Source organism: uncultured Sphingomonas sp. (assembly GCF_937859915.1).
Classification (GTDB): Bacteria; Pseudomonadota; Alphaproteobacteria; order Sphingomonadales; family Sphingomonadaceae; genus Solisphingomonas.
The window spans coordinates 61,490-76,902 of sequence record NZ_CALMAW010000092.1 but is presented as its reverse complement, the minus strand read 5'-3'; the positions used below and the strand labels follow the sequence as shown (position 1 = coordinate 76,902).

Below are 15,413 nucleotides of genomic sequence, written 5' to 3'. Positions count from 1 at the left end.
GGGCCCAACGTCACAGCCCGCGGTCGCGCCTATCGATCGGACAGCTGAGACCAGGACCCCGGCGTTGGCCGGGGTGGGGTTTAGTTCAGGCCGGCGATCGTCCGGTCGATCAGCGCCCGGTCGGCACTTGCATCGTGACGCTGCGCGATAATCGCGGCAGCGGCGGCGGTCGCGGCGGACGCGGCACGCGCCCGAACATCGGCGATTGCGCTGCGCTCGGCGGCCGCGATCTTGTCTTCGGCCATCTTGGCGCGGCGCTCGATCAGCAGATCGGCGTCGACCTTGGCTTGCGCGACGAGATGGCTGGCCTCGGCCTGGGCGCCCTTGAGGATCGCCTCGGCCTCCTTATGCGCCTCGGTCGCGCGCTTCTGGATGTCGGCGCGCATCGCCTCGGCCTCGGCGCGCAACGATGCGGCCTCGTCGAGCTGCTTGCGGATCGTCGCGATCTGCGCGTCGAGGCCGCGACCGATCAGTTGCGGCACCTTCTTCCAGACCAGGATGAGGATCACCACGATCATCGACAGCGCGACCCAGCCCGGAGGGCCGAGCCCGAAGGCGGTGTCTTCGTGCTCGACGGTGGCCTGGCCAATGGATGCGGTCATGGCGGTCTGCGCGGCCTCCGAATGAGCGGTCATCGCTTCGATATCCTCAAGCGGCCAGGCTGGCGCGAACCGCGACCAGGGCATCGCCCTCGTTCACGTCCGCGCCCGACAGCCGGGCGACGATGTCGCGCACCGCATCGGCCGCGACATTTTCGATCTCGCCGAACGCATGCGCGCGGGCATCGGCGAGCGCGAGCTCGGAATGGTGCATCCGCTCGGCGATCTGGTCGTGCGCAAGCCGGAGCTTGAGCTCGGTATCGCGCACCGCCTCATCCTTGGCCTTCTGGATCGCGCCGGCCGCACCGTGGTGCGCGGCGTCCATCTCGGCATGATAGTCGCGATCGAGCTGCGACGCCGCGTCGCGGGCCGCTTCGGCCGCGGCGAGATCGCCGGAGACCTTGTCGGCGCGCGCGTGGATCGTGCCTTCGATCTTGGGCAGCATGCCGCGCCCGATCACCACATAGATGATCGCGAACACCAGCAGCAGCCAGACCAGCTGCGAGGCGTAGATCGATGAGATCTGATCGATTTGTGGCATGCGTTCCTCCGCCCCCGCCGGAACCGGTCAGACCGGTCCCGGCAGCCGGGACGTCAGCCCTTGACGACGAACAGGATGAGGATCGCGACGACGAACGCGATCAGGCCGAGAAGCTCGGCGGCGGCGAAGCCGATGAACAGGCGGCCCTGCTGGCCGTCGGCGGCACCCGGGTTGCGCAGCGCGCCCTCGAGGAACGAGCCGAACACGTTGCCCACGCCGAGTGCGGCGAGACCCACGCCGATCGCCGCGAGGCCGGCACCGATGAACTTGGCGGAAGCGAGATCCATGATGTATTCCTTTGCTGAACCGTAAACTTGAAAAAACGCTTAGTGCAGGTTGATCGCGTCGTTGAGATACAGCGACGTGAGCAATGCGAAAACATAGGCCTGGATGGCGGCGATCAGCAGCTCGAGCGCACTGACCGCGATCACCATCGCGAAGCTGAGGATGCTGACCACCGGCCCGATCGCGTTGTTCGCGTGCAGACCCTGGATGATGAAGCTGGCGAACACGTCGAGCAGGATGTGCCCGGCGGTCATCGCCACGAACAGTCGCAGCCCCAGGCTGAACGGACGCACCAGGAAGGAGACCAGCTCGATCGGAAAGATCAGGATCAGCAGATACCAGGGCGTGCCGTGCGGCGCGAATAGCGAAAAGAATTTGAGACCGTGCTTGGCGAAGCCGACGATCAGCACGATCGAGAAGCTCATCACCGCGAGCACGCCGGTCACCGTGATATGGCTCGTCACCGTGAAGGCGTGCAGCCCCGGGATGATCGCCAGCGGGAACAGACCGATGAAATTGGCGAGCAGGATGAACATGAACAGCGAGAAGACGTAGGGCGTGAAATGCTTGCCCTTCGGTCCGATGTTCGCGTCGATCATGTTCGACACGAAGCTGGTCATCGATTCGACCGCGACCTGCCAGCGGCCGGGCACGAGCTGGCGGCGCATGCCGCCGAGCATGAACACCCACAGCACCGCGAGCACGATCACCATGAAGGCCGCGCTGTTGGTGAAGGCGAGATTATATCCGAATACCGACCAACCCGAACCGATGACGGGATCGATATGGAATTGCGCCATCGGATCGATCGCGCTGGCTTCCGCTGCCACTCTGGACCCTTTTCATGCTCGAAACGCCCGAATTACTCCGGGCGCTCATTCGAAATGCGATAGATGTTCCTGACGGCGACGCCGAACCCGAGGAACAGCATCACCAAGAGGAGCCAGGGCGAGGTTCCAAACCAGCGGTCAAGCAGCCAGCCGATGATCCCCCCGCCAGCGGGCCCCGCGATCAGCTCGGTGAGAATGCGAGCGCCCTGGTTATACCCCTTGCGAGGCTTCCTGGCGGCCGTGCCCGTCCGTGCCGTCTCAGCAGAGCGAGCCGCGCGCAACCGCTCTTCGAGCGATGCACGGCCCCCGCCGCCTTCCGGGATCCGCCCGGGTTCGTCCTGTGCCATGCTCTCTCCCATTGGGAGGCGCATGCCATGGGCTCGCCCCCTCGGCGCGCTCCCCTTAGGAAGAGGCTTCGCTCAAGTCAATCTTCGCGAACCGCCAGGCGGTCAGCCGCCGCATTGCGCCGGAAGCGCGACGGGCTGCGCGCCCTTGGTCGCCCAGACCCCGCGCGCGACGCTGTAGGCGCGGCCGGGCTTCAGACCCGCGAGCGTGGTGCACCCGATCGACGCCGCGAACGCCTCGATCGGCACATTCTTGGTCTGCGCGACCTGCGTATAGGCCTCGCGGCGCTTGATGTTGATCGCATCGACCTCGGCCTTCAGCCCCGGAGCCGGCGCGCGGACGAAGCCGAGATAGCCATCCGCCTGCTCGCCGACCTCGCCCGACGCGATCGCGGCGGCAACCTCGCCCGACTGCGCGAAGGTCGCGGCGGTCGGCACGATCGCCAGTGCGATACCGATGATCATGTGGGACAGACGGTTCATTTCGGGAACAACTCCGGGTTGCTGGCGATGAGGTCCTTGGCGTCCTGTTTGAGACTGACCACGACCTCCTGCTTGACGCTGATGTTGAGATTGATCTCGATCGGCTTGTCGGGCGCTCTCACCGATATGCAGCCGGCGAGCAACAGGCTCGCGGCAGCCAAAGATACGAAGCGCCAGACCATGTCGACAGGGCTGGCATCGCAACGGTTCGTCGTCAATACAATGGCGGTCATCGCACGGGCTCGCTTTCGACAGGCTGAACGGCCGCCGGACTTACGGCGGGCTGAGTGAAAGACGCGGTGCCGCCCTGCAAGAGCACGGCAGGATCGACGAAGGCGCGCGCCGACCCCATCAATCCGCGGAAGGGCGCGCGGATCTGGATGTTGAAGCGGAATGGCAGGTTGCGGATGAGCCGCGCCGCCAGCCCGCCGTCGCCCGTCGCCTGGCGCACGCCGTCGAACTTGACGCGGCTGATGATCTCGCCGTCGAGCCTGCCGTCGAGGCCGATCGACAGCGAATTGTAGCGGATCGCCTTGAGCGCGTCGAAGGCGAGCTTGCCCATCGTGCCGAGCTGGGCATTGCTGAGTTCGCCGACATAGGCGAGCGTTCCGCCCGGGCGCCGGGCGACGAGTTCGCCTTGCACGATGCGGCCGCCATTCTGATCGAAGATCATTGGCAGTGCGCCATCGAACACCCCCGTGGCCGAGATGTTGGGAAAGGCCAGCTGCTGGACGAACGCTGCAGCGTCGAGCCCGCGGATGCGGAAAGTGAGGTGGCGCTGCGCGCTCTGCTCGAAACTGAGCAGCGACGGCTCGAGGATCAGCGCGCCGCCAGCGAACGGCCAGCGCGCGTCCTCGACCTGCACCTTCTGTCCGGCAAGCAATTGGTAATGCACGACGCCATTGGACACCGCGACGCCCGGATTGACCTCGGCGATCGTCGCTTCCTGATGCGGCGCCGTCACCATGCCGAGCAGATCGGTAAAGCGGATCGTGCCGACGATCCGGTTGACCGGGCCGAAGGCGGCCGCGAGATCGATCCCATCGGTGTGGAAGCTGCCGCTGCTGGTGACGCCCTGCGCGGTCCAGTCGATCCGACCGTGTCCGGCGACCGTGCCCGTGGTGTTGGCGATCACACCGAGTGTCAGCGGAGTCAGCGCCTCGGGCTGGAGGCCCTTCGGGACGAAGTGCAGGCCCGGCATCGCAAGCGTTGCGTTGCCCACGCCGGTGCCGAGATCATGCCCGATCGCGACGCTGCCGACCGCAATATCGCTTTTGGGTTCGCGAAGCGTGGCGGTCGCGTCGATCTTGCCCGCCGCGAAGCGCAGTGCGGCGTCCCGCGCGACGAGGGGCGCAAACCGGGCAGGTGTCGCCGCATCCGAGACCGCGAGACTTCCCGTCAGCGCCAGCGCGCCGCTTGCCGACGTCCAGAGCCCCGCCATGTCGGTGAGCGAAAGCGGGACGTGGGCGATCTGGGCGGCGGCGCCCGTGAAGCGACCACCGACGCCGTGTCCGTCGATCATGCCCACGACGCTGTCGGCATCGAGCTCGGTGATCGCGTCGGCGCGGCCCAGCCGGATGGCGAGGCCGTGGACCGTCACGCCGCCCGCGGATATGTCCGCCCCGCGAGCCGCCACCGTCAGCGGCGCCGCGCCCGAGCGACCGCCGAGCCGAATCCCGCCAAGGATCGCGCCATAGCGCACCCCTTCGCCGGGCTTGCGCGAGACAAGCGCCTCTCCGTCTTCGCCACAGGCGGAGACGCGCGCCGGATCCAGCGCGATGGCGCCGACGATCAAGCGCCGGAAGCCGAGCGGTACGCAGGTTTCGCCCAGCGTGAAGCCGCCGCGCATGTCGATCTTGCCCGCGAGTGGCACGGTCAATCCTTCGATCCGTCCCGAGCCGAGCGGACCGTCGAGCGTCGCGATGGTTGCGAAGCGCGTCGTCGTGCCGGTCGCCGCGAAACCGACGGGCGTCAGCGCCAGCCGCGCGCCCGGAGCCGCATAGGGCGCGAGTCGCGCGACCCCCGTCACCGGCGCGCCTGCGACCGGCTGCGCCAGCCGTACATCGAGCGCCGGAATCCCGCGCCCCCCCGTCCTGATCCGGCCATCGATCCGCCAGCGCCGATCGCGCGCCTGCCAGCCGAGGCCGTCACCCTCGGTGACCCGCACAAAACCGCCGTCACGTCCGGCCACTGCAAGCGACCGGACGCTGAACCCCGCTCCTGCCGATCCGCCGACCGCGAAGGCGATCCGTGCGTCGGCATCGCTATTGGCCAGGAGATGGTCGATCGCCACCGTCGCGCGAGCGGCCAGCGGCGCGATCGGTGTTCCCGCTAGCGCGCGACCGGCATCCATCAGAGCGCGCCGTCGCGTCGGCGACATCGCGGCATCGCGCGCCGCAAGATCACCCGCAAAGATCAGACCAGCTTTGCCCGGTATGAAGCGATAGCGGCCGCCGAGCATCAGGCGGCCCGCGCTTCCGAGCGGATGCGTGACGTTGGCGAAGGTCATCCCGGTCGTCCCGTCGATCCGACGCCGATCGCCCGCCAGCGTGACCAAGCCCGAGGCGCGCCCGAAGCGGACGCCTGCGGCACTCCCGGCGAAGCCGACCAACGCGGCGCCGCCCTGCCCGCCCTCGAGCGACGACGCGAAGGTAACGTCGAGATTCGCGCGTCCTGCGCCGAGGGCGAGACGCTGCGGCGTACACCCCACCGACGCCAGATCGAGCGGGCCGACGACATGCGGACGCCGCGCCTCGATACGCACGCGGAGATCTGCGGTCACGCCGCGCACGGTACAGGCGCCGACCGTGACCCGCGGCATGGTCACGGTGGCCAGCCCGGAAAAACCCCCCGCCAGATTGCCGCCGCCGACAATGGACGCGCGAAGCAAACCCGCTGGCGTATCGAGCGCCAGCTGGGCGTCCTGCAGGGCGACCTCGAGGTCCGGCAGCATGAACGGCGCGGCGGACGCGGCCGGCAGCAACCGGTCGATCTCGCCGAGCGACAGGCGGCCGCCCGTCAATGTGGTGCGGAGTCGCATCCCGTCGGCGCGGACCGCGCGCAGATAGGGGCCGTGCAGACCATAGCCGATCTCCAGCGCGACCGACCGGGCCGTGAGGTCGGGGGCGGCCGGATCGCCGATCCGCACGGCCTCCAACCGCTGCTCGAACGGGCCGATCGCGACGATTCGGTAACTGGCGCGGACATGCGCGGCGGCCAGCCGGTCGCCGACGAAATGCACCACGATCGGCTGCCGCTCTATCCATGCCGAGATCAGCGCGACCATGGCGACGCCACCGGCGAGCCCTGCCGCCACGGCAAGCCGCCGCCCGATCGATGCTCGTGGACGCTCGGCCTCGCTCTCCTGCACGCACGCTCCCGAACCGAACCCGTCTCTTCATAGGCATGACGACTTGCCGAGGACACCCCCAACGGTGATCGTTTGCGTGGGCGCGGCGGCCTGCTAGCAAGACGCGGATGAGCCAGTCGACGCCGCCCGACGCCGCCGGACACCGCGCCCGCCTGCGCACGCGGCTGATCGAGGGCGGCGCCGACGCGCTGCAGGATTATGAGCTGGTCGAATATCTCCTGGCGCTCGCCATCCCGCGGCGTGACACCAAACCGCTCGCCAAGGCGCTGCTGCGCGAGTTCGGGGGGCTCGGCCCCTTGCTCTCGGCCGATCCGCACGCGCTGCTCAGGGTCCCCGGCATGGGCGAGAGCGCGGTCGCGGCCTTGCGCATCGTCGACATCGCCGCGCTGCGCCTGTTGCGCACGCAGGTCCAGACGCAGCCCATCCTGTCCGGCTGGCAGGCGCTGCTCGATTATCTCCAAGCCGACATGGCGCATATCGGCATCGAACGCGTCCGGGTGCTGCATCTCAACACCAAGAATGTGCTGATCCGCGACGAAACCATCTCCGAAGGCTCGATCGACCAGTCGGCCGTTCATGTCCGCGAAGTGATCAAGCGTGCGATGGAGCTGGGGTCGGCGGCGATCATCCTCGTCCACAACCATCCCAGCGGCGATCCCGCGCCAAGCCGGCAGGACATCGCGCTCACCCGCCAGATCGTCGAGGCGGGCCAGCCGCTTGGGATCTCGGTGCACGACCACGTCATCATCGGCGCGCGAGGCCATGCCAGCCTGCGGGCGCTCGGCTTGATCTGAGCATGGCGGTCTGGCGTCCTTGCGGGGCGGCCGCCCAAGCGCGCTTTGCCGTAGCGCCCAGCATCGCTATCTGGCAGCGATGCCCGACACGCTCACCCATCGCCTCAAGGCTGAGGCGGCCCGCCTCGGCTTCGTCGCCTGCGGCGTGACTCGCGCGATCGATGATCCGCTGCCCGGCTCGCGGCTCGCCCAATGGCTGAGCGACGGGGCGCATGGCACGATGGAATGGATGGAGGCGCGCGCCGCTTGGCGGCGCTCACCGCTCGCACTATGGCCGGAAGTTCGGTCGGTCGTTGCGCTCGGCATGAGCTATGCCCCGCCCGAGGACCCGCTGCGGCTTGGCAACAGCGCGGAGACCGCACGCATCTCGGTCTATGCACAGGGCCAGGACTATCACGACGTCGTCAAAAAGGCGCTCAAGGCATTGGCGCGGTGGATGGTCGCCGAGGGCGGCGGCGCGCTCAAGCTGTTCGTCGATACCGCGCCGGTGATGGAGAAGCCGCTGGCGATGGCGGCGGGGCTCGGCTGGCAGGGCAAGCACACCAATCTGGTCAGCCGCGAGCATGGCAGCTGGTTGCTGCTCGGCTGCATCTTCACCGAGCTTGTGCTCGACCCGGATCCGCCGTCGCGCGACAGCTGCGGCTCGTGCAACGCCTGCCAGGATATCTGCCCGACCAACGCTTTCCCCCAGCCCTATCAGATCGATGCGCGGCGCTGCATCTCCTATCTGACGATCGAGCATCATGGCCCGATCCCGCGCGAGCTCCGCGCCGGAATCGGCAACCATGTCTATGGCTGCGACGACTGCCTGTCGGTCTGCCCCTGGAACAAGTTCGCCGTCGCGGCGCACGCCCATCTCGCCTTCGCGCCGCGCGCCGAACTCGCGGCACCCGATGTCGCTGATCTGCTGGCGCTGGACGACGCGACGTTCCGCCAGGTATTTGCCGGCTCGCCGATTAAACGCATCGGCCGCGACCGCTTGGTCCGCAACGCAGCGATCGCGGCGGGCAATAGCGCGGCGCCGACACTGGTCGCCCCGCTGACCGCTTTGCTCGACGATCCGGACCCGGCCGTGCGCGGGGCAGCGGTATGGGCGTTGCGACGCCTGGACGCGCTGGATCCGGACCGGATTGCTGGCGAGACCGACGAAACGGTGCTCGACGAATGGCGCGCGGCGCTTTCGACGCTCGACAGCTAGGGCGCCGCCGTCCGCCTGCTCAGCGCGGCGATGCACGAGGCGCGGTCGATATCGTCGCCCGCCGGCAGCCTCGCGTCGAGATAGGTGACAACCGGCTCGGCGCCCGCGCTCGCCGGATACAGATAGGCATCGAGCACGCAGGCCGGGCCGACGAACTGCAACCGCCGCGCCTGCCCTTCACGGCCGTCGAGATCCGCCTCGCCGAACAGCGCGACGAGCTGGGTTGCGGTCTTGCCGATCACGCGCTCGAGCCCGGCCTCGTGGAGGTTGGCGGGCTTTTCCGCGACCGGCGCCCGGACCGGCGCGGTCGTCGTACAGGCGGCAAGCAGCAGCGCGGGCGCGAGCGAGGTCAGATAGCGGCGGCGAATCATGCGCGTGCTCTGCCACGCCATGCCGCCTGCGCAAACCGGCTTGCGCCACGGCGGACGCGATCGGCGGCGATTGCGCCGCCGACGGGCGGCGGCTAACCGCACCATCAATCATCAGGAGACATTCGTGACCGATACTTCGCCCGCCGCTACGCTCGACATCATCGCCATCGGCAACGCGCTCGTCGACGTGCTGTCGGCTGCCCCCGACGAGTTCATCGCCGCCGAGGGTCTCACCCGCGGCGCGATGCAACTGATCGACGCCGACCGCGCCACCACGCTTTATGGCAAGATGGGCCCGGGTAAGGAGATTTCTGGCGGATCGGCCGGAAACACCGTCGCGGGCGCCGCGATGATGGGCGCGCGCTGCGCCTTCATCGGCCAGGTCGCCGCGGATCAGCTTGGCGAAGTGTTCGTCCACGATCTCCAGTCGCAGGGCATCGCTTTCACGGTGCCCCCGCGCGCAGCCGACGTGCCGACCGGCCGCTGCCTCGTCCTCGTCAGCCCGGACGGCCAGCGCACGATGAACACGTACTTGGGCGCCGCGCAGTTCCTGCCGGAGACCGCGCTCGACGAGGCGCAGATCGCCTCCGCCAAGGTGCTGTTGCTCGAAGGCTATTTATGGGATCCGCTCGAGCCGCGCGCGGCGATGAAGGCGGCGATCGGCATGGCGCGCAAGGCCGGTCGACAGGTCGCGCTCGGCGTGTCCGCGGTGTTTTGCATCCTCGGCCATCATGCCGACTTCACCGCGCTGATTGACGACGGACAGATCGACATCCTGTTCGCCAATGATGAGGAGCTGATTGCGCTCGCCGGTCTCGACGATTTCGAGGCGGCGCTGGCGGCACTGGCGGCCAAGCTGCCGTTGTTGGTCGTCACCCGCGGTGCGGAAGGCGCGATCGCGATCGCCAAGGGCGAGCGGTTCGAGGTGTCGGCCGAGCCGGTCGACCATGTCGTCGACACGACCGGCGCCGGCGATCTCTTTTCGGCGGGCTACCTTGCGGGCCATGTCCACGGCCGCCCGGTCGCCGATTGCCTGCGTATGGGCGCGGTCGCCGCGGCCGAAGTCATTGGCCATTATGGCGCCCGGCCCGAGCAGGATCTGAAGGCGCTGGTCGCCGCCACGCTCGGCTGATCCTTCGCCGGCACGAAAAAGGGCGGGAGGCAGCGCGCCTCCCGCCCTTTTTGCTGTCCTTCGCCGATCAGTGCAGGACGCGCGCGGCCTCCTCGGCCTCACCATCGTCGAAGATTCCGCGCCCGACGTAGCTGCGCGAGCGGCTGTACAGGAAATAGACCAGCAGGCCGATCGCCCCCCAGCCCGGCAGGACGAGGATCGACCCCCAGTCGAGCGACGCATAGAGATAGACCGAGCCCAGCACCGCCAATGGCGCGACCACCCAGATCAGCGGGGTCCGGAACGGACGGTGACGGCTCGGATCCTTGACGCGCAGCACCAGCACAGCGATCGCCACCATCGCGAAGGCGAACAGCGTGCCCGAGTTCGAATAATTGGCGAGCTGGCCGACCGGCGCGAACGCCGAGAAGACGGTGCAGAACAGACCGGTCACCAACGTCACGACATGCGGCGTATGGAAGCGCGGATGAACCTTGGCGAAGGTCTTGGGCAGCAGCCCGTCGCGCGCCATCACGAAGAACACGCGGGTCTGGCCGTACATCATCATCAGCACCACCGACGGCAGCGCGACGATCGCGGCGATCGCGATGAGATTGCCCGCGATCGGCCAGCCGAAGACGCGCAAAATATGCGCGAGCGCCTCCTTCGAGCAGGTCAGCGGCTCCATCGCGCCGGTGCCGACGATCGCCGAGCAGCGCGCGGCGAGCTCGGGCGTGCCCGGATCGAGCAGATGGCCTGCGGCATCGACCACGGGCTGCGCGCCGAGCGGCGAGCCGATCGCGCCGGCGGCGACCAGCAGATAGAAGACCGTGCAGACCGCGAGGCTGCCGATCAGCCCGATCGGCACGTTGCGCTGCGGATTCTTGGTCTCCTCGGCGGCGGTCGAGACCGCGTCGAAGCCGACATAGGCGAAGAAGATCGAGGCGGCGGCACCCGCGACCCCGGTGAAGCCGGTCGGCATGAACGGCGTGAAGTTCGCCTTGTGCATCATCGGCAGCGAGATCGCGATGAACATCGTCAGCGCCGCGATCTTGATCGCGACGAGCACCGAGGTGACCTTGGCGCTCTCGCTGGTGCCGATGATCAGCAGCCAGGTGACGAGCAGCGAGATGACCACTGCGGGCAGGTTGATGAAGCCGCCCTGGCTCGGGCCGACCGCGAGCCACTGCGGGGTCACGATGTCGGGCAGGAACGGCACGAAGCTGCTCAGATGCGCGAGCAGGCCGGTGAAATACCCCGACCAGCCGACTGCGACCGCCGATGCACCCAGCGCATATTCGAGGATCAGCGCCCAGCCGACCATCCAGGCCAGCATCTCGCCGACCACGGCATAGCTGTAGGTATAGGCGGAGCCCGCCACCGGGACCATCGAGGCGAGCTCGGAATAGCACAGCGCCGCCACGGCGCAGACGAAGCCCGCAATGATGAAGCTGATCATCATGCCCGGGCCGGCCTTCTGCGCGGCTTCCGAGGTCAACACGAAGATGCCGGTGCCGATGACGGCGCCGATCCCCAGCATGGTGAGCTGGAAGGCGCCCAGCGAGCGGTGCAACGATTTCTTTTCCGCGGTCGCGAGGATCGCGTCCAGCGGCTTCACACGGCCGAATAACATGCGGTCAGTCCCCTAGATCGGCTGCGCCTCGAGCGCGCCGTCGTTCAGGATCGGGGAACCTAACCGCAATTCCGCAGTGCGCAAGCGGCGATGCGTCAGACGCGTGACAGCATCGGCCCAAGCGGGCGCCCCCCGAACAGATGGACGTGGAGATGCGGCACCTCCTGGTGCCCGTCGGTGCCGATATTGGCGAGGAGACGATAGCCCGGCGCGACCAGCCCGTTGTCGCGCGCCACGGTGCCGACGGCGCGCACGAAGCCGGCGATCTCGTCTGCGCTCGCCGACGCGGCAAAATCATCCCACGACACATATCGTCCCTTGGGAATCACCAGGATATGCGTCGGCGCCTGTGGATTGATGTCGTGGAAGGCGAGCGCGAAATCATCCTCATAGACGCGCTGGGCCGGTATCTCGTCGCGCAGGATCTTCGCGAATATGTTCGAATCGTCATAGGCGAGCGTGGCATCGATCGGCATCAGCCCCTCCGGATCCGGCGCCGCTCACCGGTCTTGCGCCCAAGTGCCAGGCTCGGTGTGGCCGCGACCTCCGGTGCCGCCGCCTCGGCCGCGATGACCGGCGCCGAGGCAAAGACCGGCTTTGGCCGCGACGCCTTTTCGTCGAGGCCGGACAGGCCTTCGCGACGGTCGAGTTCCGCCAGCACGGTTGCAATCGGAACGTTGGTCGCCTCGAGAAGCACCATCAGGTGGAACAGCAGGTCGGCCGCCTCCCCGGTCACCGCGTGGGCATCGCCGCCAAGCGCGGCGATCACCGTCTCGACCGCCTCCTCGCCCAGCTTCTGCGCGATCTTGGGCAGCCCCTTGGCGAACAGCGACGCCACGTAAGACGAGCCAGGATCGGCCGCGCGACGAGCGGCGATGGTGGCGGCGAGCCTGTTGAGCGTGTCAGCCATGCCGCTCCCTAGGGTCGGGTCGCGCGCCGGGTCAACCGTGACGCCGTACGGTCGCGGCAAGCCGTTCGGCGATGACGTCCGCGCGCCGCCTTCCGTCAGCGGCGGACCGGCAATCCGGCCGCGGCAAGCGCGGCATGCGCGTCGGCAACGCGGTGCTGGCCGAAGTGGAAGATCGAGGCGGCAAGCACCGCCGAGGCGCCACCCCGCGTCACGCCCTCGACGAGATGGTCGAGCGTGCCGACCCCGCCGCTGGCGATGACCGGCACCGACACCGCGTCCGAAATCGCGCGGGTGAGCGCGAGGTCATAGCCGTCGCGCGTACCGTCGCGGTCCATCGAGGTGACGAGCAGTTCGCCCGCGCCGCGTGCCGCCAGATCGCGGGCATGGGCGATCGCATCGACGCCGGTCGGCTTGCGCCCGCCATGCGTATAGACTTCCCAACGGCCCGGGCCGACCTGCCGCGCGTCGATCGCGCCGACGACGCATTGCGCGCCGAACCGCTCGGCCATCTCACCGACCAGCGCGGGCCGCGCCACCGCCGCCGAATTGACCGCGACCTTGTCGGCGCCCGCGAGCAGCAGGGCGCGCGCATCGTCGGCGGTGCGCACCCCGCCGCCGACGGTGAGCGGCATGAAACACACCTTTGCAGTGCGTGCGACGACGTCGAGCAGCGTCCCGCGCGCCTCGTGGCTCGCGGTGATGTCGAGAAAGCAGAGTTCGTCGGCCTGTGCGGCATCATAGATGCGCGCCTGTTCGACCGGATCGCCCGCGTCGGCGAGGTCGACAAAATTGACGCCCTTGACGACACGGCCGCCGGCGACGTCGAGGCAGGGGATGACGCGGACGCGGACGGTCATGCGTTCGGCGCCGCCACAAGAAACCCGTTCGTCCTGAGCGCAGTCGAAGGACATGCTGCAAACGCTGCGCTCGTAACGCACACTTCGACTTCGCTCAGTGCGAACGGTGTAGGGGGCACGCCCGTCATCCCGCCGCCGCCACCCGCAAGGCCTCGGCCAGATCGAGCCGCCCATCATAGAGCGCGCGTCCGGTGATCACGCCTTCGATCCCGCCCTCGACGATTCCGGCGCGCGCGATGAGCAGCGCCTCGACATCCTCGATCCCTGCGACGCCGCCGCTGGCGATCACCGGGATCGGCGTCGCATGGGCGAGCGCCTGGGTCGCCTCGACATTGCAGCCCTTGAGCAGCCCATCGCGCCCGACGTCGGTGAACAACAGCGCCGCGACCCCGACATCGGCGAAGCGGTGCGCGAGATCGGTGACCAGCACCTCGGACACGTCCGCCCAGCCCTGCGTCGCGACGAAGCCACCGCGCGCGTCGACCGCGACGACGATGCGGCCGGGCAGTTCGGTGGCGGCCTCGCGGACGAAGTCGGGATGGTCGAGCGCGGCGGTGCCGATCACGACGCGGTCGACGCCCAGTCCCAGCCAGCGATCCACCGCGGCGCGATCGCGGATCCCGCCGCCGACCTGCACCTTGCCGGGAAAGGCCTTGAGAATAGCCTCGACCGCGCCCGCATTGACCGCCTTGCCCGCGAACGCCCCGTCGAGATCGACGACATGGAGATGCGTCGCGCCCGCCTCAGCGAACAGGCGGGCCTGGGCCGCCGGGTCGTCGCCATAGACGGTAGCGCGGTCCATATCGCCCTCCGCGAGGCGGACGACCTGCCCGCCCTTGAGGTCGATCGCGGGGAAGATGATCAGGGGGGCGGTCAGGGTTTCCACTCCAGAAAGCGCGACAGGAACGCCAGCCCATAGGCCTGGCTCTTCTCGGGATGGAATTGCACGCCGATCATCGTGTCGCGCCCGACCGCCGCGGTGAGCGGACCGCCATGATCGGTTGCCGCGAGCAGCGTCGCGGGGTCGGCGACGTCGAAGGCGAAGCTGTGGAGAAAATAGGCTTCGCCGGGGACGATCAGCGGATGCGTCGTCGCCGGCATGACGCCGTTCCAGCCCATATGCGGGATCTTGAGATCGGGCGCGTCCGGCATCAGCCGCACCGTGCCGCCGATCCAGCCGAGCCCTGTATGCGTGCCGTGCTCCTCGCCGGCGTCGGCCATCAGCTGCATGCCGACGCAGATGCCGAGGAACGGCGTGCCCTGTTCGATCACCCGCCCATTCAGCGTCTCGACCATGCCGGGCAGCGCCGACAACGCGCCCATGCACGCGCCGAACGCACCGACCCCGGGCAGCACGATGCGATCAGCCGCGCGCACCGCCTCCGGATCGGCCGTCACGACGACGTCGCGCGCGCCCGCGGCGAGCAGCGCATTCTCGACCGAGCGAAGATTGCCGGCGCCGTAGTCGATCAGCGCAAGCGTCATTGCCCGCCCAGCGTGCCTTTCGTGCTCGGCACCTGGTCCGCCTTGCGCGGATCGATCTCGATCGCGGCGCGCAGCGCCCGCGCCAGCGCCTTGAACGCGCTCTCGACGATATGGTGGTTGTTGCGCCCGTACAGCGTCTCAACATGCAGCGTGATCCCCGCCGCCTGGGCGAACGACTGGAACCAGTGCTCGAACAATTCGGTGTCGAAGTCGCCGAGCTTGGCCTGCGAGAATGCGGTGCGCCACACCAGATAGGGCCGCCCCGAAATGTCGATCGCGACGCGGGTCAGCGTCTCGTCCATCGGCGCATAGGCCGCGCCGAAGCGCTGGATGCCCTTGCGGTCGCTCAGCGCCTTCGAAAAGGCCTCGCCGATCGCGAGCGCACTGTCCTCGGTGGTGTGGTGGTGATCGATGTGGAGATCGCCCTTCGCCTCGACGGTCAGGTCGATCAGCGCGTGGCGGGACAGCTGCTCGAGCATGTGGTCGAGAAAGCCGATGCCGGTTGAGACCGCATAGCGGCCGCTGCCGTCGAGATCGAGCGTCACCGCGATCTGCGTCTCGGTGGTCTCGCGGCGGACTTCGGCGCGACGCATGGGGCTTGT

18 protein-coding genes and 1 pseudogene are annotated in these 15,413 nt (G+C 68.5%); 3 read left to right on the top strand and 16 right to left on the bottom strand.

Translation table 11 applies throughout. From position 1 onward, the window contains the following. Positions 1 to 80: 80 nt before the first annotated feature. The 8 genes from Q0326_RS12300 to Q0326_RS12265 form a co-directional block, all read right to left on the bottom strand. Positions 81 to 635 carry a hypothetical protein gene (locus Q0326_RS12300; RefSeq protein WP_298690841.1) on the bottom strand — a complete coding sequence of 185 codons (555 nt, stop codon included), beginning with the start codon at positions 633 to 635 and terminating at the stop codon, positions 81 to 83. A 13-nt stretch (positions 636 to 648) separates the two neighbouring features. Continuing rightward, positions 649 to 1,140 (bottom strand): ATPase, encoded by a 492-nt coding sequence (locus Q0326_RS12295; protein ID WP_298690837.1) that lies wholly within the window; start codon positions 1,138 to 1,140, stop codon positions 649 to 651. 53 nt (positions 1,141 to 1,193) lie between these two features. Beyond that, positions 1,194 to 1,427 (bottom strand): F0F1 ATP synthase subunit C, encoded by a 234-nt coding sequence (locus Q0326_RS12290; protein WP_298690834.1) that lies wholly within the window; start codon positions 1,425 to 1,427, stop codon positions 1,194 to 1,196. Between the two features lie 39 nt (positions 1,428 to 1,466). Continuing rightward, the gene (locus Q0326_RS12285) at positions 1,467 to 2,255 is read right to left on the bottom strand and encodes a F0F1 ATP synthase subunit A (RefSeq protein ID WP_298690831.1); all 789 of its coding nucleotides are present in this window, start codon (positions 2,253 to 2,255) and stop codon (positions 1,467 to 1,469) included. A 32-nt stretch (positions 2,256 to 2,287) separates the two neighbouring features. After that, complete coding sequence (locus Q0326_RS12280) at positions 2,288 to 2,602, bottom strand: AtpZ/AtpI family protein (protein ID WP_298690829.1); 315 nt, start codon at positions 2,600 to 2,602, stop codon at positions 2,288 to 2,290. A gap of 102 nt (positions 2,603 to 2,704) precedes the next feature. Next, positions 2,705 to 3,082 (bottom strand): YdbL family protein, encoded by a 378-nt coding sequence (locus tag Q0326_RS12275; protein WP_298690826.1) that lies wholly within the window; start codon positions 3,080 to 3,082, stop codon positions 2,705 to 2,707. Continuing rightward, entirely contained in the window at positions 3,079 to 3,264 is a 186-nt protein-coding gene (locus Q0326_RS12270; protein WP_298690899.1) for a YnbE family lipoprotein, read from the bottom strand. The genes Q0326_RS12275 and Q0326_RS12270 overlap by 4 nt, the downstream gene beginning before the upstream one ends. A 47-nt stretch (positions 3,265 to 3,311) precedes the next feature. Beyond that, complete coding sequence (locus Q0326_RS12265) at positions 3,312 to 6,452, bottom strand: YdbH domain-containing protein (protein WP_298690823.1); 3,141 nt, start codon at positions 6,450 to 6,452, stop codon at positions 3,312 to 3,314. A gap of 107 nt (positions 6,453 to 6,559) precedes the next feature. On the opposite strand from Q0326_RS12265, the gene radC reads away from it, so the two are divergent. Together radC and queG are read left to right on the top strand one after the other, a co-directional pair. Beyond that, the gene (radC, locus tag Q0326_RS12260; RefSeq protein ID WP_298690820.1) at positions 6,560 to 7,246 is read left to right on the top strand and encodes a DNA repair protein RadC; all 687 of its coding nucleotides are present in this window, start codon (positions 6,560 to 6,562) and stop codon (positions 7,244 to 7,246) included. Between the two features lie 79 nt (positions 7,247 to 7,325). Further along, on the top strand, positions 7,326 to 8,444 hold the full coding sequence (gene queG, locus Q0326_RS12255) for a tRNA epoxyqueuosine(34) reductase QueG (protein WP_298690817.1): 1,119 nt from the start codon (positions 7,326 to 7,328) through the stop codon (positions 8,442 to 8,444). On the opposite strand, the gene Q0326_RS12250 is transcribed toward queG, so the two are convergent. Further along, positions 8,441 to 8,815, bottom strand: a complete 375-nt coding sequence (locus Q0326_RS12250; RefSeq protein WP_298690814.1) for a hypothetical protein — start codon at positions 8,813 to 8,815, stop codon at positions 8,441 to 8,443. The two genes, queG and Q0326_RS12250, sit on opposite strands and share 4 nt — an antisense overlap. A gap of 124 nt (positions 8,816 to 8,939) precedes the next feature. Here Q0326_RS12250 and Q0326_RS12245 point away from each other — a divergent pair, with 124 nt between their 5' ends. Next, the gene (locus tag Q0326_RS12245; protein ID WP_298690811.1) at positions 8,940 to 9,947 is read left to right on the top strand and encodes an adenosine kinase; all 1,008 of its coding nucleotides are present in this window, start codon (positions 8,940 to 8,942) and stop codon (positions 9,945 to 9,947) included. Between the two features lie 67 nt (positions 9,948 to 10,014). Here the strand turns inward: Q0326_RS12245 and Q0326_RS12240 are convergent, their stop codons facing one another. From Q0326_RS12240 to hisB, 7 genes and pseudogenes are all read right to left on the bottom strand, one after another. Next, positions 10,015 to 11,559 (bottom strand): amino acid permease, encoded by a 1,545-nt coding sequence (locus Q0326_RS12240; RefSeq protein ID WP_298690808.1) that lies wholly within the window; start codon positions 11,557 to 11,559, stop codon positions 10,015 to 10,017. A gap of 95 nt (positions 11,560 to 11,654) precedes the next feature. Further along, positions 11,655 to 12,035 (bottom strand): histidine triad nucleotide-binding protein, encoded by a 381-nt coding sequence (locus tag Q0326_RS12235; RefSeq protein ID WP_298690805.1) that lies wholly within the window; start codon positions 12,033 to 12,035, stop codon positions 11,655 to 11,657. A 119-nt stretch (positions 12,036 to 12,154) separates the two neighbouring features. Beyond that, positions 12,155 to 12,469: pseudogene (locus Q0326_RS12230) on the bottom strand (phosphoribosyl-ATP diphosphatase); the annotation flags it as partial. A gap of 95 nt (positions 12,470 to 12,564) precedes the next feature. Beyond that, positions 12,565 to 13,326, bottom strand: coding sequence for an imidazole glycerol phosphate synthase subunit HisF (hisF, locus tag Q0326_RS12225; protein WP_298690802.1), 762 nt, complete (start codon positions 13,324 to 13,326; stop codon positions 12,565 to 12,567). 124 nt (positions 13,327 to 13,450) lie between these two features. Continuing rightward, on the bottom strand, positions 13,451 to 14,203 hold the full coding sequence (hisA, locus tag Q0326_RS12220; RefSeq protein ID WP_298690897.1) for a 1-(5-phosphoribosyl)-5-[(5-phosphoribosylamino)methylideneamino]imidazole-4-carboxamide isomerase: 753 nt from the start codon (positions 14,201 to 14,203) through the stop codon (positions 13,451 to 13,453). Further along, complete coding sequence (gene hisH / locus Q0326_RS12215) at positions 14,200 to 14,811, bottom strand: imidazole glycerol phosphate synthase subunit HisH (RefSeq protein ID WP_298690797.1); 612 nt, start codon at positions 14,809 to 14,811, stop codon at positions 14,200 to 14,202. Before hisH ends, hisA begins: the two co-directional genes overlap by 4 nt. Continuing rightward, positions 14,808 to 15,404 (bottom strand): imidazoleglycerol-phosphate dehydratase HisB, encoded by a 597-nt coding sequence (gene hisB, locus Q0326_RS12210; protein WP_298690794.1) that lies wholly within the window; start codon positions 15,402 to 15,404, stop codon positions 14,808 to 14,810. The genes hisH and hisB overlap by 4 nt, the downstream gene beginning before the upstream one ends. Positions 15,405 to 15,413: the final 9 nt, after the last annotated feature.